The sequence below is a fragment of the Burkholderia sp. AU4i genome, assembly GCF_000466765.1.
Classification (GTDB): domain Bacteria; phylum Pseudomonadota; class Gammaproteobacteria; order Burkholderiales; family Burkholderiaceae; genus Burkholderia; species Burkholderia cepacia.
Window position 1 is genome coordinate 13,431 of the sequence record NZ_ASSI01000100.1, and the last position, 16,509, is coordinate 29,939.

The following is a 16,509-nucleotide window of genomic DNA, read 5'->3' on the forward strand; positions in this document are numbered from 1 at the left end:
GTTCCTTGGCTTTAGCCGGTAAATGACGAGTGATGATTCGCAGTGCGATCGATCAGGCAAGCGTGAGCGTGACGTCGATGTTGCCGCGCGTCGCGTTCGAATACGGGCACACGAGGTGCGCTCGGTCGATCAGCGTCTGCGCGATGTCGCGATCGAGGCCCGGCAGCGAGATCGTCAGTTCGACTTCAATGCCGAAGCCGTTCGGGATCGCGCCGATGCCGACGCTGCCTTCGATGGAAGCGTCCGCGGGCATCGCGATCTTGTCGCGGGCCGCGACGAACTTCATCGCGCCGATGAAGCACGCGCTGTAGCCGGCGGCGAACAGTTGCTCGGGGTTCGCGCCTGCGCCGCCCGCGCCGCCGAGCTCGCGCGGCGTGGTCAGTTTCAGGTCGAGGTTGCTCTCGGGCACCGTGGCACGGCCGTCACGGCCGCCGGTGGCTTTTGCATGGGCGCGGTACAGCACTTTTTCGATCGACATGACAGACTCCTTTTCAGCAAATGAATGAAACAGCCTTCGAACCGGGGACCGCGTGCCGACAGCCTTGCTGCCCGCATCGCGCTTGTTTATCTACTCATAGATAGACAAACATCCCCAAAAAATGCAGATGGTCGAGCCATCTGCGCCAAAACTCTATCTATAGATAGATAGACAGCAAGATTCAATAAAAAGGCGGCGAACCGCCTCACTGCATGCGCGCTCCGTCAGGACCGCTTTTTCCAGACGGCCTCGACATCTTCGAGGCGCGCCCGTGTGTGAAACAGCCGGCTGGCCAGCACACTGCCCTGGAACGCCGCGTACAACGTGCGCGCAGCCGTATCGGGCTCGCCGCTGAACTGCAGCGTGCCTTCCTGCGCACCCTGCTTCAACAATTCCGCCAGCCAGCTCTCGTTGGCCTTGAAGAACGCCTGCACCGCCTGCCGCACATTCTCCGGCAACGTTTCGATGTCGGCCGCGAGCATCCCGCATAGGCAGATCAGGTTGCCGTCACCGAGCGTGCGGCCGAACATCTTCGTGTACAGGCTCAGCTTCACGTCGGCCGGCAACGCCGGATCGATCGCCCGCACGGCCGCGAGGACTTCGTCGCTGTAGGCCGCCACCGCTTCCAGCACGAGGTCGTCCTTCGACGGGAAGTAGTAGTGGATGCTCGACGTCTTCACGGCCACCAGGTCGGACAGGTCTCGATAGCTGAAGCCGTTGTAACCGCGCTGCATCATCAGCGTGATCGCGTGGTCGAGAATCTGTTCGCGGACGGTCGGTTTCGTTTCCATGGATCGAACTTTATCTACTCATAGATAGATAGTCAAGGACTTTATTTGGGGCGCGATGAGACGGTGTGCAAGCCGTGGCTCGACTGTCGAGATGCGCGGAACGCCGTGCCGAGGCTATTCAACCGACGCCCGGCATTTCGCTTGATGAGTCCGCGGGCACCGCGAACCGGCCACGGCCGGATGTCACACTTGAATCCGCGCCCAAGTGATCAGAGCGCGGATGACCGGCGCCTGCGTCGCTTCGATCAGAAACGGTAGGCAAATGCGAAGGCAAGCAGGCGGCGTTCGATTGTGCAAACGATGGCGGCAACACTGTGATCAACCACCCGTAACAAGCCTCGACGTGTGCTCATACGCACCGGACTCGACATCCGTGCCCTACCGGTTCTGCTGGGTGAAAGCCTTCAGAGACCGAACGGTACGTACGCATTCAGCGACTCGGGCGACTCGATGAACCCGGCTTCCCCGAACGTGCCGAGCCCACTGCCCCGCTTGCAGGAAAGAGGCGCGGCACCCGCGACAACCGCGCGTGCCTGCCACTTAATTTTGCAGAAAGTCGAGCACCATGCGATTGAATGCGTCCGCATGCTCCCACTGCGCCCAGTGCCCGCATCGCCCGAATACATGCAGGTGAGCATTCGGCATGCCCCACACGAGCCGCAGGCCCACATCCATCGGCACGAAACGATCGTCGCGCCCCCAGATCACGAGCGCGGGCGCCTTGATTTCGTTCAACCGGTGACCATAGTCGGGAAACTGCTTCGGATTGGCAGCCAGGCTTTTCACGAAGTTCTCGAGATGATCGCGCCGCGCCAGCATGTTATCGAGCCGCGTCTGCATCAGCTCTTCGGTCATCGTGCTCGCGTCGTAGACGAACACGTCGAGCATCTTCTTCAGGTTCTCGAGCGTTGGGTTGCGATACAGCCCTTGCAGCAGCTTGATGCCTTCGGTAGGCATCGGCACAAACTGGCTCGGACCGCCCGTGCCGCCGCCCATCAGCACCAGCTTGCCGACGCGCTCCGGATACGACAGCGCGAAGGCCACCGCGCTATGCCCGCCCATCGAGTTGCCGACGAGATGCGCGCGCTCGATGCCGAGCGTATCCAGCACGCCCTTCAGCACACGCGCGTTGAGGTCGGAGCGCGAGCCGGTGCAGATGATCGAATCGCTCTTGCCCCAGCCGGGACAGTCGACGAGGATCACGCGATAACCCGCGTTCGCGAACGCGTCCACGTTGCGATGGAAGTTCGCCCAGCCGCTCGCGCCCGGACCGGAGCCGTGCAGCAGAACGAGCGTTTCCTTGCCCGCGCCGGTGTCGTTGTAGTGCACGCGCAGTTCCGTGCCGCCTTCCATCACGTTCACGAACCTGCTGGTCGCGGCCTCTGTATGAATCACGGTGTCAGTCATGTCGATGTCCTTCGTCAGATCGATTCGGTTCCAAGTGTGTGCGAGCCGTTGGCCGACTCGCGCGGAGATTTCGCGACCACGGCGAGCGCACCGAGCGCCGCGATCACGATGAGCGGAATGCTCGAGATCACGAGCATCGACGCGCTCTGGCCCAACGCCAGCAGTTGCCCGGCGATCAGCGGGCCGACCATCGAACCCACACGGCCGACGGCCACCGCTGCGCCGACGCCCGTGCCGCGCACCCGCGTCGGATACGTTGCCCCGGCAAGCGCATACAGCACCGATTGCGTGCCGACGAGAAACAGCCCCGCCAGCAGGCCGCCCCATGCCATCGACACGCTGCCCGTCGCGCTGGCGAGCGCCAGCAACGCAATCGCGATGCCCGCATACATGCCGACCACGACCGGCCGCTTGCCCATGCGATCCATCAGCCCTGCGATCACGATCGCACCGACGCCGCCGCCGATGTTGAACATCATCTGCACGATGCTTGCCTGTACCGGTGTGAGGCCGCGCGAGAGCACCATCGACGGCAACCAGTTCATCAGGAAATACAGCACGATCAGCGTTCCCAGGTAGCTGATCCACAGCGCGATGGTCGTCACCGCGCGCCCGTCGCTGAAGAGCGCGCGCACGATGCCGTCCTTCGACTCGCGGGTCGCAGACTGGCTCGCCGCGACGAAGTGCGTCGACTCCTTCAGGAAGAGCGCCAGCAGCGGCAAGGTCAACAGCGGCCCGATCCCGCCGACATAGAAAATGTGCCGCCAGCCCTCAGCGCCCGGGCTGACGATGCCGATCACGGCCGCGAGCGCCGCGCCGAAAGGCATGCCGCAGTACATCGCGCCGACTGCCGTGCTGCGTTGTCCGGGCGCTGCCGCCTCCGCACACAGCGCGATCAGGTTCGGCATCGCAGCACCGAGACCGAGGCCCGTGAGAAAGCGCGCGACGAGCAGGCTCTGCAGATCCCACACCTGGGTCGTTGCAATCGAAAATATCCCGAACAGCGCGACCGACATCATCAGCACGCGCTTGCGGCCGATGCGATCCGCGAGCCTGCCGCCAATCGCCGCGCCCGGCAGCAGGCCGAGCGCGCCGATGCCGAATGCCCAGCCGAGCTGCGCGACCGCGAGATGAAACTCGCGTGCCATGCGCGGCGCGGCGATGCCGGTGGATTGCAGGTCGAGCCCCTCGAGGAGCGCGACCGCGAGGCACAAGCCGATGGTGATGGCGCCACCGGCGCGCGGGGGGGAAGCCGTTGACGTTTTCATTGATCTCTCCAGGTTGAACGATGCAGCGCTCTTCATGGCGCGTGGCATACCGAATGGTTCAGGCGCGTGCTTCGCGCTTCTTGAGATCGAGCGCGACGTCGACGATCATGTCTTCCTGGCCGCCCACCATGCGTCGCTTGCCGAGTTCGACGAGAATGTCGACGGCTTTCAGGCCGTACTTCTTCGCCGCGATTTCAGAGTGCCGCAGGAAGCTCGAATACACGCCCGCATAACCGAGCGCGAGCGTTTCGCGGTCCACCCGCACCGGTCGGTCCTGCAACGGGCGGACGATATCGTCGGCCGCATCGAGCAGGCGATAAAGATCGGTGCCGTGATGCCAGCCAAGGCGCTCGGCCGCCGCGATGAACACTTCGAGCGGGGCATTGCCCGCTCCCGCCCCCATGCCCGCCAGGCTCGCATCGATGCGGTCGCACCCCTCCTCGACCGCAACGATCGAGTTGGCCACGCCGAGGCTCAGGTTGTGATGGGCATGCATGCCCGTGTGGGTCTCGGGGCGAAGCACGGCCTTGAGCGCCCTGAAGCGCGCCCGGATGTCGTTCATGTTCATCGCGCCGCCGGAATCGACCACGTACACGCAGGTCGCTCCGTAGCTTTCCATCTTCTTCGCCTCGATAGCGAGGTGGTCAGGCGTGGTCATGTGGCTCATCATCAGAAAGCCGACGGTATCCATGCCGAGGCTGCGCGCATATTCGATGTGCTGCTTCGAAATGTCCGCCTCCGTGCAATGGGTCGCGACACGTACGACACGCGCGCCCGCGTCGTACGCGGCCTTCAGGTCGTGAATCGTGCCGATGCCGGGCAGCAGCAGCGTCGCGATTTGCGCGTGCTTCACCACATCGGCGACCGCCTCGATCCATTCCAGATCGCCATGCGCGCCGAAGCCATAGTTGAAGCTCGAGCCCTGCAAGCCATCGCCATGCGCGACCTCGATGCTGTCGACCTTCGCCTCGTCCAGCGCGCGGGCGATGTCCTGCACGTTCCGAATCGAATACTGATGACGGATCGCGTGCATGCCGTCGCGCAGCGTCACATCGGAGATATAGAGTTTCTTGTCCATGATCGGGTGCTCCTTGCTTCAGGCGTTCACGAGCGACGCAGCCATGCGCTCGGCCGTTGCCAGCGCGGCGGAAGTCATGATGTCGAGATTGCCCGCGTAGGCCGGCAGATAATGGGCCGCGCCTTCCACCTCGATGAAGATCGAGGTCTTGAGTCCGCTGAAACGGCTGAGTCCGGGGATATGCAACGGCGCAGCGGCGGGGATCTCGTCGAACTGCACGGATTGCTTCAGGCGATAGCCGGGTACATAGGCCTGGACCGCAGCGGCCATCTGGCCGACCGACGCTTCGATCTGCGCCCGGTCTGCCGCTTCGGACAGCACATAGACCGTGTCGCGCATCATGAGCGGAGGCTCGGCCGGGTTGAGCACGATGATCGCCTTGCCCTTTCCGGCGCCGCCGACCGCTTCGATCGCCTTCGACGTCGTCTCCGTGAATTCGTCGATGTTGGCGCGCGTGCCGGGCCCCGCCGACTTGCTGCTGATCGATGCGACGATCTCCGCGTAATGCACCTTTGCGACCCGCGACACGGCCGCGACCATCGGGATCGTCGCCTGTCCGCCGCACGTGACCATGTTCACGTTCGGCGCATCGAGATGCGCGTCGAGGTTCACCACCGGCACACAATACGGGCCGATGGCAGCGGGCGTCAGGTCGATCACGCGAATGCCGGGCTTGAGCGCGCGCAGGAACGCGTCGTTCTTCACATGCGCGCCGGCGGACGTCGCATCGAACACGAAGTCGATCTCGTCGAATACGGGCAGGCGCGCCAGCCCTTCCACGCCTTCATGCGTCGTCGCCACGCCGAGCCTCGCGGCGCGCGCGAGGCCGTCCGAAGCCGGATCGATGCCGACCATCGCCGCGACGTCGAGATGCCTGCCGCGACGCATGATCTTGATCATCAGGTCGGTGCCGATGTTGCCGGATCCGATGATCGCGGCTTTGCACCTCGTGTTGTCTGTTGCCATGGAAATGTCTCCGTCCGTCATTCGCTGAAACTGGCGCGCACACTGCCGAGCCCTTCGATATGCGCCGTATAAGTGCCGGCCGCCTTCACCGCGACCATCGGGCCGAGCGCACCCGTCAGCACGATCTCGCCCGCGCGCAGCGGCGTGCCGAGTCGAGCCATCCGGTCGGCGAGCCACGCAGCCGCATTCAGTGGATTGCCGAGGCACGCACTTCCATTGCCGCGTGAAAGCACTTCGCCGTCCTGCGTGAGCGTCATCGCGCAAGCGGTCAGATCGATATCGCGCAGCAGCACCGGGCGGCTGCCGAGCACGAACAGCGCACTCGACGCGTTGTCCGCGACGGTGTCGAAAAACCGGATATCCCAGTCGCGGATGCGACTGTCGACGACCTCGACCGCGGCGACCGCATAAGCGGTCGCCGAGATCAGATCCGCGAAGGTGTGCTTTTCGGCGGTCAGGTCGCGTTCGAGCACGAGTGCGATCTCCGCTTCGACCTTCGGCTGAATCAACGAGGCGAGCGGCATCGGCTGGCTGTCGCCGTAAGCCATCGACGCGAACAACGCGCCGAAGTCGGGCTGATCGACGCCGAGTTGCTTCTGCACCGCGGGCGAAGTCAGGCCGATCTTCCTGCCGACGACGCGCTCGCCGTTCGCTGCGCGCAAGTCGTTGTTGATCTGCTGGATCGCGTAAGCGAGTGTCGCGTCGCCTTCGGGACACGTCTCGCGCAGTGGCGCGATCGTCCGACGCGAGGCCTGCGCTTCACGCAGGCGCGCGGCCATCGAAAGAATGTTGCTGTCATCCGACATGGTTCTATCTCCTGGAAAGGGCCTGTTCTTGCGCGTGCATCGCGCCGAAGCCGGCGATCCATTCCGGAATCGCGCGGTAGTAATCGATCGATGCCGCGTAACGACCGCTCGCGGCAAGCGCACCGAATGCCGCAACCCACGTGCGGATCTCGTGTGCGGACTTGCCTGCCTCAAGCGTGATTGCTTCGTTCGTGAAGCCATCGGCGGCGGTGAGTTCACCGCGTTCGAGCAGTTCGAGAAACGCGCGGTCCCATGCTGGATTGAGCGGATGCAGCCGGCTGTCACCCGCAGCGAACGCCTTGGCCGCCGCGACGGTGCGGGATTGCCGCGCATCGCGCGACTCCGGTGACGGGTTGCGTCCCGCGATCAACCGTTCCGCGACGACATCGTCCGCGCCCGAGATTTCCGGCACCGGTGGCTCATGCGAAATGCCGCCCGAGCCGATCAGCAGCACGCGCTTCGGCATGCGCGCGACGGCACGGCCAATCGCATCGCCGAGCAGCCGCGCGCGGCGGCACGACGCCATCGGCGGCGCAACCGAGTTGATGAACACGGGCACCACTGGATAGCGGTCGATGCCACCGGTGAGTACCTCGAGCGCCTGCGCGCAGCCGTGATCGACCTGCATGCGATACGAAACGGCGACGTCGATATCGCTCGCGAGCGCGGCATCGGCGAGCGCGAGCGCCACATCGCGCGCGACGGGCAACGGGCCGGCCGCGCTGCCGAAATCGCCGATGGCCGTTGCACTCACGCCGATGCAGAACTGCGGCATCACGTCGTAGAAAAATCCGTTGTAGTGGTCCGGCGCGAACACGATCACCAGCTCCGGATCGAACGCATCGACCCGCTCGCGCGCCGCGCGCTGCACCAGTTCGACTTCCGCGACGACTTTCGGACTGGGGTCGAAATACCCGTGCAAGGGGGTGTGCGACATGCATTCGAGATGAATCGGCATCTCAGGCCCCTACCAGGTCGGCGGCGTGCGCGAACGTCGCGCCGTTGGCCGTCGCGCCCGTTGCCATCACAAGCGACAGCCGTTGCGCAAGCTGCGACACGCAACCCGATACACATTGCGGCGAGCACATGCCGGCCACGAAGCGGTCGGGCCGCAACAGCACGACCGATTCGGGCACGCGCGCGAACCAGTCGCGCAAGCGCGAGTCGACATCGCCAACAGCGATCACGTCGTCAGGCACGTCGTCTTGGAAGGCGAGCTGCGGGTCGGGCTTCGCGATCACGAAGCACCCCCCAAGCGCGTTCCAGATGCGGCGCGCCTCGGGCGTCAGGCCGAAAGTCGGGTCCGTGCCCCACCCCACGATCGCGAAACGGTTGCCGATCGCATCGTCGAGCCGGACGATGCTGCCATCCACCAGACGCACGCGTGGCTGGATGAACATGCGGCCCACAGGAGTGCCCGCCTGCGCATCGCGGCCGTGCACCATCCGCCCGATCAGCGATTCACGTTTCTCGCTCATCAAACCGACCAGCCTGCCGAACGCGCCGTGTCCGCGCTTCGCGATCATGCGCGCGAGCAGCCCTTCGGACCGCGCGCGTCGCGCCAGAAGCACGACGCCCTCTTCATAGCGCGGCATCGGCTTGAAGCGCATTTCGACGAAGTAACGCTTCAGGGAAGGCAGCATGTCGAAACAGCGCACGAACGCGTCGCGCACTTTCGATCCGAAGAAACTCGTCGGCGCGAAGATATCGCCCGCGACTTCCGAGAGGTGGATCATCGAGCGCGCGTGGGCGCGCCGCTCAGTCGTGTAGGTATCGAGCAGCGCGTCGTGCGCCGTGCCTTTCACGACCATCGCGAGCTTCCAGCCGAGATTGCTCGCGTCGCGAATGCCGCTGTTGTAACCCTGCCCCTGCCACACCGGCATGATGTGTGCAGCGTCCCCCGCGAGCAGGATACGTTTGACGCGGAACGTGCTCGCGAGCCGCGCGTTGTGCGTATAGACCCGTCGGCGAATGTAGTCGACCTTGTCAGGATCGTCGACGACCCCGCGCACCAACGCCGCCATGTTCTCCGGCTTCGACAGTTCCTCCTCCGTCTCGCCCGGCATCACCATGAACTCGAAGCGCCGGATCCCGTGCGGCAGCGCCGCCGAAACGTAGGGACGCCGCGCGTCGCAATGCAGATAGACATGCGGAGAGCCGATCGGGTCGTTGCGCACGTCGATCACGATCCATTGATTCGGCTTCGTGCGGCCTTCGAACGGCACGTCGAGCGCGCGGCGCACAAAACTGTTGCCGCCGTCCGCACCGACGATGTATGCGGCACGAATCGTCGTCTTCGCACCGTTCGCGTCTGTCACGTCGAGGGTCACCCCGCTCTCGTCCTGCACGAAGCTGTCGACGCTGTGGCCAAGCAGCGTCGATACATTCTCGAAACGCCCGAGCCCCCTGTACAGAATCTGATCGGCGAGCGGCTGAATGAATGCATTGCGGCGCGGCCAGCCGAACTCGTCGGTGCGCGGCTCGATCGACGCGAAGCACTTCCCTTTCAGCGTGAAGCGCATCCAGTGATTCGGTGTGGTGTGCGGCAGCAGAGCGTCGACAAGGCCGACCGACTGGAATACGCGCAGTGCTTCGTCGTCGAGGCCGATGGCGCGCGGATAGTCGATGATCTGCGCGAGCTTCTCGATCACGACGACGCGCACCCCTTGCAGGCCGAGAATGTTCGCGATCATCAGGCCGACCGGGCCCGCGCCGATGATGGCGACATCTGCGTCGATCGAACGGTGTGTCGTTTCGTGAGGATGAGCGCGGCCGTTGCCGGCCGCCGGTTCAAAGGCGGGGCGCATGCTTGTCTCCTGACTGGGCTTGTCCGATGTGCTGAACCGACGAAGCGCCTGGCTCTCGATCGTTCAGCTTATGAACGCAGTTTATGGATGGCGGATAACCCCCTCAACAAAATCTCCGGAATGTGCATAGAATGCACATGATTGATTTCAATGGGATTTTTCCGTGACAACCTATACGAACGTGCGCGGACTGGCGCGCGGCCTCCAGGTACTGCGGGCTCTGAATGCGATGGAAGACGGACGCGCAACGAGTCAGCAGATCGCCGATCTGACCGGCCTGCATCGCACTACGGTGCGCCGCCTGCTCGAAACGTTGATGGAGGAAGGATTCGTGCGCCGCAGCACATCGGACGACAGCTTCCGCCTGACGCTCGCCGTGCGTTCGCTGAGCGAGGGCTTCACCGATACCGAGCGCATCGCCACCGTGGCGCCGCCGATCATGGGGCAGCTCCTGCAGCGCGTCGCGTGGCCATCAGATCTGACCACGCCCGATGGCGATGCGATGATCATCCGTGAGACGACGCATCGCTTCAGCCGGCTGTCGTTTCATCGCGCGATGGTCGGGCGGCGTTTGCCGATCTTGCTGACGGCTGCGGGCCGCGCCTACTTCGCAATGTGCCCCGACGAGGAGCGTGAGGACATTCTGGAACTGCTGCGCTCCGGTGCGGGCGGCGAAGAGCAACAGGCGTTCGCGAGAAACGATGCGCTCGTGCGCAAGCTGATCCGGCGTGTGCGAGAGGATGGTTTCGGCTCGAATCACGGGGACTGGACCGCACAGGCGAAGATCGGCGCGGTGGCGGTCGCGATCAGCGCGGACGAGCGCGTGATCGCGAGTCTCAATATCGTCTTCCTGTCGCGCGCGGTCAGTCTCGCAGATGCCACTCGCCGCTATGTGCCCGAGTTGCAAAAAACGGCGACCGAGATTGCCGCAGCGTTGAAGCTGGAACCAGGGACTCAGCCCCATCCATCGGCGTAAGCAAATCCACGGCAGCGATCCTCACTGCGGCTTCAACATCCGCTGAATGATCGTCCGCAACATCGCCCGGTGCGCGCGCGGCTTGAACCCCGGCTCGAACACCACGCGCCCGACCGCGCCTTCCGCGAGCGCGAGCAGCCACGTCGCGACAAGGTCGGGCTTCAGGCTTGCGTCGATCTTCCCTTGCGCCACGCCGCGCTTGATCAGCGCGACCATCCGCCCTTTCACCTGCGCCTCGTTCGCCGCGAACAGCGCGGCGACGTCCGGATTGCGCGTCGCCTCCGCCGCGGTCTCGACGCAGATGCGCGCATAGACGGGATCGCTCGACAGTTCCATCAACGTCAGTGCGATTTCCTCGATCGCGGCCAGCGCGTCGTCGGCGTCCGCATGCCGCGCGAACAGTTCGGCCATCTCGCGCTGGTCGTCCTGCGCGACTGCCTCGATGATCGACGCCTTCGTCGGGAAGTAGTGGAACAGGTTGCCGGGACTCATGCCGGCCGCCTTGCAGATCGCGGCCGTGGATGTCGCATGGAAGCCGTCGCGCGCAAAACAGTCGATCGCGGCATCCAGGATCTGGCGCCGCTTCGCTTCCACTCTTTCAGGGTCGATCTTTCTCAACAGGCACTCCGTACTCGACGATGACTCGAATCTTTATTAGACTGATTAATCGATCTATTATCGTGGCGACGTCCGGCAGGCGTCAAGGCAGCGTGCCCCCGCACATGCCGCCTGCGGCATCCACTCACGCCACCGTACCGAAGGCCTCTTGAAACGAATCGTCATCGCCGGCATCGCGCTCGTCCTGTTCGTGCTCGTCGTGGCCGGTGCGCTCGTGCTGCGCGGCCTCGCCGACTTCGAGCTGAAGGGCGCGAACGTGTCGTCGCTCACGTTCCGCGCCAACGGCGCCGACCTCGCCGGCACGCTCGCGCTGCCGGCCCATGCGCCCGGCGCGCCGATCGTACTGCTCGTGCACGGTGACGGGCCGCGCACCCGCTTCTCCGACGACGCGATGCTGCCGCTCGTCAACAGCCTGCTCGACGCCGGCATCGGCGTGTTCGCATGGGACAAGCAGGGCACCGGCCGCAGCGGCGGCGACTGGCTCGGGCAATCGATGCAGGATCGTGCGAACGAAACCATCGCCGCGATGGCGCGCGTGCGCGCCGTCGTCGGTCCCGCGCACAAGATCGGCCTGCTCGGCTTCTCGCAAGGCGGCTGGGTCGTGCCGCGCGTCGCGAATGCGGTGCGGCCCGCGTTCTCGGTGATCGTCGGCGGCGCCGTCAGCTGGCGCCGGCAAGGCACCTACCTGAGCCGGCAGCAGCTCCAGGCAACGGGCCTGCAGCCGGATCGAATCGATGCGACACTGGCCGCCGAGCGACGCGACAACGACCAAATCTTCGGTCGGTCGGACGTACCGGCCGATCCGAGCCGGCGCCCCGACATCGAGCCGCGCCGCTTCGGCTTCATCGCACGCAACTACCTGGAGGATTCGTCGCAGGCGCTCGCGACGATGCAGGGGCCCGTGCTGGCTGTGTGGGGCGCGCAGGACCGCAATGTCGATCCGGTCGACGAGGCGCATGCCTACACGCAAGCCTTCACGAACCGGCCCGACCGGCGCGTGGTGGTCGTGCCCGGTGCGACGCATGGGTTGCTGCGCGCCGGCTGGTTCGACTACCAGCTCGAGTCCGACTGGCCGACGTGGAAGATTTGGTTGTACATGGCGCTCGGCCGCCATGCGTATGCGCCCGGCACGCTCGCCCCGATCGAGGCGTGGATCCGGTCGCAGTGAACACGTGTGCAGTACCGCGGCGCCGCGAAGGCGCCGCACCTGAAACAGGCAATACGGCCGCGCCGGCTGGCATGGCCGCATCAAGGAGAGGTTCCAATGTTTTCGTGGTTTGAACGGCGCCTGCCGACTTTCCCGCTCGAAGATCCCGTCACGCCGCCGAAGGGATTCTTCTCGTTCGTCTGGGCGTGCACGAAAGGCGCGCGCGGCTGGATCCTGCTGATCGCGCTGACGTCGGCCGCGCTGGCCGCGTACGAAGCCGCGCTGTTCGCGATGATGGGCCGCGTGGTCGACTGGCTCGCATCCGCGACGCCGGCGGATTTCGGCGGCCGGCACTTCGGCACGCTCGCCGGTTTCGCGGCGATCCTCGCCGGCAGTGCCCTGCTGATCGCGCTGCATACGATGGTCAAGCACCAGGTGCTCGCGATCAACTTCCCGATGCGGCTGCGCTGGCTGTTTCACCGGCTGATGCTCGACCAGAGCCTGTCGTTCTACGCGAACGAATTCGCGGGCCGCGTGACGACCAAGATCATGCAGACCGCGTTGGCTGTGCGCGACGCGCTGTTCATGTCGGTCGACGTCGTGATCGGCGTCACCGCCTACCTGATCGGCATCCTCGCGCTCGCCGCCAGCTTCGACTGGCGGCTGATGATTCCGCTCGTGCTGTGGGCGCTCGGCTACGGCGCGGCGTGCGCGTATTTCGTGCCGCGCCTCGGTGCGGTCGGCAGCCGGCAGGCCGATGCACGCGCGCTGATGACGGGCCGCATCACCGACGCGTATTCGAACATCACGACCGTGAAGCTGTTCTCGCATACGCGGCGGGAAGCCGACCATGCACGACGCGCGATGGAAGCATTCAAGGAGACCGGCGACGCGCAGATGCGCCTCGTCAGCGCGTTCGAGGTCGTCAATCACCTGCTGTCGACGCTGCTGCTGGTCGGCTCCGCCGGGCTCGCGCTGTATCTGTGGATGCACGGCGAGGCGAGCGCGGGCGTCGTCGCGGCCGTGATCGCGATGGCGCTGCGCCTGTCGAGTTATTCGCACTGGATCATGTGGGAAATGACCGAGCTGTTCGAGAACGTCGGCACGATCCAGGACGGCATCAACACGCTGACGAAGGTGCGCAGCGTGGTCGACGCGCCCGATGCGAAGCCGCTTACGGTGCAGCGTGGCGAAATCGTGTTCGACAACGTGCAGTTCGCGCACGAGGACAACGATCGCGCGGTATTCGACGGGTTGAACCTGACGATCCGGCCGGGCGAGCGGATCGGCCTGATCGGCCGCTCGGGCGCCGGCAAGTCGACGCTCGTGAACCTGCTGCTACGCTTCTACGACGTGAGCGGCGGCGCGATCCGGATCGACGGGCAGGACATCGCGCACGTCACGCAGGACAGCCTGCGCGCAGCGATCGGGATGGTCACGCAGGATACGTCGCTGCTGCATCGGACGATGCGCGAGAACCTGCTGTACGGCCGCCCCGACGCGACCGAGCGCGAGATGCAGGACGCGGCCGAGCGCGCGGAAGCGTCCGAGTTCATCGACCGGCTGCGCGACCGCCACGGCCGCAGCGGCTACGACGTCGAGGTCGGCGAACGCGGCGTGAAGCTGTCGGGCGGCCAGCGGCAGCGCGTCGCGATCGCACGCGTGATGCTCAAGGACGCGCCGATCCTCGTGCTCGACGAAGCGACCAGCGCGCTCGATTCCGAGGTCGAAGTCGCGATCCAGCGCAGCCTCGACGGCCTGATGAGCGGCAAGACGGTGATCGCGATCGCGCACCGGCTGTCGACCATCGCGGCGATGGACCGGCTGATCGTGCTCGACGAAGGGCGCATCGTCGAGGAAGGCACGCACCAGCAACTGCTGCAGGCCGGCGGCATCTATGCGGCGCTGTGGGCGCACCAGAGCGGCGGGTTCCTCGGTGAAACGGCGGAGGTGGAGAAGGCGGCGCAGTAGGCGGGAGCGCTGTGGCAACATGGCGCACGGCGATCGTCGGCCGGTTCGGCCGCGGTCGCATTCCCGCCGGCGGGATGCCCGCCCCCGGCTTGCCGTCGCCCGACGCAGATCCAAGGAGCCCCGCATGACCACGCGACCGGATATCGCCACCGCGCTCGACGCGCCCGATTCGGTGCTCGAGGAAGACGAGCAGCGATTCGTGCAGCGGATTCGTCAGCACGGGTGGTTCCGCACGGAAGTGTTCGCGGAAGGGGACGCGCCCGGGTTTTCTTTCACGACCGGGCTGTGGGTCAACCACGGTTTTCCGGAACTCATCGTGTTCTCGATGCCGGCGCGCATCGTCCATGACGTGCTGTGGGACGTCTACCGGATGGTCGCAGCCGGCACGCCGCCGCCGGTCGGCGAAGTCACGGATGCCGTCTTCGGCAACGCGAACGCGCTGCTGATGCCGGTCGAGAAGGCGCACTACGAAGCCCATCTCGGCTGGAACCGCTGGTTCTACGGCAACGACGAGTTCCCGTGCGTGCAGTTGCTGTGGCCCGACCGCGACGGGGTGTTCCCGTGGCAGCCGGAAGCGGACGACGCGTTGAACGCCGCGCAGCCGCGCCTGTTCGGCGCCGGCAACCAACACCACTGACCCGCGCGCAGGATCGCGCGGCACCGTGCAAGCGTGCCGCGCGGCCCGACGCTACAACCGCACGACCGTCGATTTCAGCTCGGTGTACTTGTCGAGCGCGTGCAGCGACTTGTCGCGGCCGTTGCCCGACTGCTTGTAGCCGCCGAACGGAAAATTCAGGTCGTCGCTGCCGTCACCGTAGCAGTTGACCCACACGGTGCCCGCGCGCAGCCGCCGCGCAACGGCATGCGCGGTCGACAGATCGGCCGACCATACCGCCGCGGCCAGCCCGTACTCCGTGTCGTTGGCGATCCGCACGGCCTCGTCGACGTCGTCGAACACGATCACCGACAGCACGGGCCCGAAGATCTCCTCGCGCGCGATCTTCGCATCCGGTTTCACCTCGAACACCGTCGGCTCGACATAGAACCCGCCCGTCTCCTCGCGCACGCGCGCACCGCCCGTCACGAGGCGCCCCTCGTCGCGCCCGGCGCCGATGTAACCCATCACGCGATCGAGCTGCATGCGATCGACGATCGCCCCCATCGTCACCGACGGATCGAGCGGATGCCCGGGCACGAAGCGCCGCGACGCGTCGACCAGCTTCGCGACGAATTCATCCTTGATGTCGCGATGCACGAGCAGGCGCGAGCCGGCCGTGCACACTTCGCCCATGTTGAAGAAGATCGCGTCGGCGGCCGCCTGTGCGGCGCGGTCGAGATCGGGGTAATCGGGCAGCACGATGTTCGGCGACTTGCCGCCGAGCTCGAGCCAGACGCGCTTCAGGTTCGACTGCGCGGCGCACGCCATGATCTGCTGCCCCGTGCGCGTCGACCCCGTGAACGCGATGCAGTCGACGTCGCGATGCAGCGCGAGCGCCCTGCCCGGTTCCGCGCCGCCCGGCACGACGCTGAACACGCCCGCCGGCATGCCGGCGTCGCACGCGAGCTGCGCGACGCGGATCGCGGTGAGCGGCGATTTCTCGGACGGCTTGAGCACCACGCTGTTGCCTGCCGCGAGCGCCGGCGCGAACTTCCAGGCGGCCATCAGCAGCGGAAAATTCCACGGCACGACGGCCGCGACGACGCCGATCGGCTCGCGCGTGACGAGCCCGACCAGCCGAGGGTCCACCGGCGCCACTTCACCGCCGATCTTGTCGATCGCTTCCGCATACCATTCGACGCAATGCGCGGCGGCCGGCACGTCGATCGCCGTGGTATCGGCGATCGGCTTGCCGGTGTCGAGCGTCTCGAGCAGCGCGAGCTCGTCGAGGTGCTCGCGCATCAGCGCGGCCCAGCGCTGCAGCACCGCCTTGCGCGCGCGCGGGTTCAGCCCGGCCCACACGCCCGCGTCGAACGCGCGGCGCGCGGCCGCCACCGCGAGGTCGACGTCGTCGGCGCCGCAATCGGCCACGTGCGCGAGCACACGACCGTCGATCGGGCTCAAGCAGGCGAAGGTCGCGCCGGTTTGCGCGTGGCGCGTGGCGCCGTCGACGAACGCGCGCCCTTCGATCCGCAGCGCGGCCGCGCGGGCCTGCCAGTCTTCGAATGTCGATTGATTCATGCGTATCCTCGTGAAAA

General features: G+C 65.8%; 15 protein-coding genes. 4 read left to right on the top strand and 11 right to left on the bottom strand.

Annotated features, from left to right (window positions below):
• Positions 1-52: 52 nt before the first annotated feature.
• The 9 genes from L810_RS22820 to L810_RS22860 all read right to left on the bottom strand — a co-directional run bounded on the left by L810_RS22820 (position 53) and on the right by L810_RS22860 (position 9,601).
• The gene (locus tag L810_RS22820; RefSeq protein ID WP_021160683.1) at positions 53-478 is read right to left on the bottom strand and encodes an organic hydroperoxide resistance protein; all 426 of its coding nucleotides are present in this window, start codon (positions 476-478) and stop codon (positions 53-55) included.
• Between the two features lie 224 nt (positions 479-702).
• Positions 703-1,269 carry a TetR/AcrR family transcriptional regulator gene (locus tag L810_RS22825; RefSeq protein ID WP_021160684.1) on the bottom strand — a complete coding sequence of 189 codons (567 nt, stop codon included), beginning with the start codon at positions 1,267-1,269 and terminating at the stop codon, positions 703-705.
• Between the two features lie 540 nt (positions 1,270-1,809).
• Positions 1,810-2,676 (bottom strand): alpha/beta fold hydrolase, encoded by an 867-nt coding sequence (locus L810_RS22830; protein ID WP_021160685.1) that lies wholly within the window; start codon positions 2,674-2,676, stop codon positions 1,810-1,812.
• A gap of 14 nt (positions 2,677-2,690) precedes the next feature.
• Positions 2,691-3,944 (bottom strand): 3-(3-hydroxy-phenyl)propionate transporter MhpT, encoded by a 1,254-nt coding sequence (gene mhpT / locus L810_RS22835; protein ID WP_042975743.1) that lies wholly within the window; start codon positions 3,942-3,944, stop codon positions 2,691-2,693.
• Positions 3,945-4,002: 58 nt separating this feature from the next.
• Positions 4,003-5,025, bottom strand: coding sequence for a 4-hydroxy-2-oxovalerate aldolase (dmpG, locus tag L810_RS22840; protein WP_330759430.1), 1,023 nt, complete (start codon positions 5,023-5,025; stop codon positions 4,003-4,005).
• A gap of 15 nt (positions 5,026-5,040) precedes the next feature.
• Positions 5,041-5,988 carry an acetaldehyde dehydrogenase (acetylating) gene (locus L810_RS22845; RefSeq protein WP_021160688.1) on the bottom strand — a complete coding sequence of 316 codons (948 nt, stop codon included), beginning with the start codon at positions 5,986-5,988 and terminating at the stop codon, positions 5,041-5,043.
• A 17-nt stretch (positions 5,989-6,005) separates the two neighbouring features.
• Entirely contained in the window at positions 6,006-6,794 is a 789-nt protein-coding gene (gene mhpD, locus L810_RS22850) for a 2-keto-4-pentenoate hydratase (protein WP_021160689.1), read from the bottom strand.
• A gap of 4 nt (positions 6,795-6,798) precedes the next feature.
• Positions 6,799-7,752: a 3-carboxyethylcatechol 2,3-dioxygenase gene (locus tag L810_RS22855; RefSeq protein WP_021160690.1), complete on the bottom strand. Its 954-nt coding sequence runs from the start codon at positions 7,750-7,752 to the stop codon at positions 6,799-6,801.
• A gap of 1 nt (position 7,753) precedes the next feature.
• Positions 7,754-9,601 (bottom strand): bifunctional 3-(3-hydroxy-phenyl)propionate/3-hydroxycinnamic acid hydroxylase, encoded by a 1,848-nt coding sequence (locus tag L810_RS22860; RefSeq protein WP_021160691.1) that lies wholly within the window; start codon positions 9,599-9,601, stop codon positions 7,754-7,756.
• Between the two features lie 163 nt (positions 9,602-9,764).
• Here L810_RS22860 and L810_RS22865 point away from each other — a divergent pair, with 163 nt between their 5' ends.
• Positions 9,765-10,577, top strand: a complete 813-nt coding sequence (locus tag L810_RS22865; protein WP_021160693.1) for a DNA-binding transcriptional regulator — start codon at positions 9,765-9,767, stop codon at positions 10,575-10,577.
• Positions 10,578-10,598: 21 nt separating this feature from the next.
• Here L810_RS22865 and L810_RS22870 read toward each other — a convergent pair whose 3' ends face one another.
• Positions 10,599-11,195, bottom strand: a complete 597-nt coding sequence (locus tag L810_RS22870) for a TetR/AcrR family transcriptional regulator (RefSeq protein ID WP_042975746.1) — start codon at positions 11,193-11,195, stop codon at positions 10,599-10,601.
• Positions 11,196-11,343: 148 nt separating this feature from the next.
• Between L810_RS22870 and L810_RS22875 the strand changes: the two genes are divergently transcribed.
• From L810_RS22875 to L810_RS22885, 3 genes are all read left to right on the top strand, one after another.
• Positions 11,344-12,363, top strand: coding sequence for an alpha/beta hydrolase family protein (locus tag L810_RS22875; RefSeq protein WP_021160695.1), 1,020 nt, complete (start codon positions 11,344-11,346; stop codon positions 12,361-12,363).
• A 96-nt stretch (positions 12,364-12,459) separates the two neighbouring features.
• Positions 12,460-14,313, top strand: a complete 1,854-nt coding sequence (locus L810_RS22880) for an ABC transporter ATP-binding protein (protein WP_042975748.1) — start codon at positions 12,460-12,462, stop codon at positions 14,311-14,313.
• A 124-nt stretch (positions 14,314-14,437) separates the two neighbouring features.
• Positions 14,438-14,950 carry a DUF4262 domain-containing protein gene (locus L810_RS22885; protein ID WP_021160697.1) on the top strand — a complete coding sequence of 171 codons (513 nt, stop codon included), beginning with the start codon at positions 14,438-14,440 and terminating at the stop codon, positions 14,948-14,950.
• A gap of 51 nt (positions 14,951-15,001) precedes the next feature.
• Here L810_RS22885 and L810_RS22890 read toward each other — a convergent pair whose 3' ends face one another.
• Positions 15,002-16,492: an aldehyde dehydrogenase gene (locus L810_RS22890; RefSeq protein WP_021160698.1), complete on the bottom strand. Its 1,491-nt coding sequence runs from the start codon at positions 16,490-16,492 to the stop codon at positions 15,002-15,004.
• Positions 16,493-16,509 lie beyond the last annotated feature (17 nt).

Excerpts from the sequence above, each read along its gene's own strand:
- L810_RS22845 (WP_021160688.1), bottom strand. The coding sequence starts at position 5,988 with ATGGCAACAGACAACACGAGGTGCAAAGCCGCGATCATCGGATCCGGC.
- L810_RS22880 (WP_042975748.1), top strand. The coding sequence starts at position 12,460 with ATGTTTTCGTGGTTTGAACGGCGCCTGCCGACTTTCCCGCTCGAAGAT.
- mhpT (WP_042975743.1), bottom strand. The coding sequence starts at position 3,944 with ATGAAAACGTCAACGGCTTCCCCCCCGCGCGCCGGTGGCGCCATCACC.
- L810_RS22825 (WP_021160684.1), bottom strand. The coding sequence starts at position 1,269 with ATGGAAACGAAACCGACCGTCCGCGAACAGATTCTCGACCACGCGATC.
- L810_RS22855 (WP_021160690.1), bottom strand. The coding sequence starts at position 7,752 with ATGCCGATTCATCTCGAATGCATGTCGCACACCCCCTTGCACGGGTAT.
- mhpD (WP_021160689.1), bottom strand. The coding sequence starts at position 6,794 with ATGTCGGATGACAGCAACATTCTTTCGATGGCCGCGCGCCTGCGTGAA.
- L810_RS22860 (WP_021160691.1), bottom strand. The coding sequence starts at position 9,601 with ATGCGCCCCGCCTTTGAACCGGCGGCCGGCAACGGCCGCGCTCATCCT.
- L810_RS22830 (WP_021160685.1), bottom strand. The coding sequence starts at position 2,676 with ATGACTGACACCGTGATTCATACAGAGGCCGCGACCAGCAGGTTCGTG.
- L810_RS22890 (WP_021160698.1), bottom strand. The coding sequence starts at position 16,492 with ATGAATCAATCGACATTCGAAGACTGGCAGGCCCGCGCGGCCGCGCTG.
- L810_RS22820 (WP_021160683.1), bottom strand. The coding sequence starts at position 478 with ATGTCGATCGAAAAAGTGCTGTACCGCGCCCATGCAAAAGCCACCGGC.
- L810_RS22885 (WP_021160697.1), top strand. The coding sequence starts at position 14,438 with ATGACCACGCGACCGGATATCGCCACCGCGCTCGACGCGCCCGATTCG.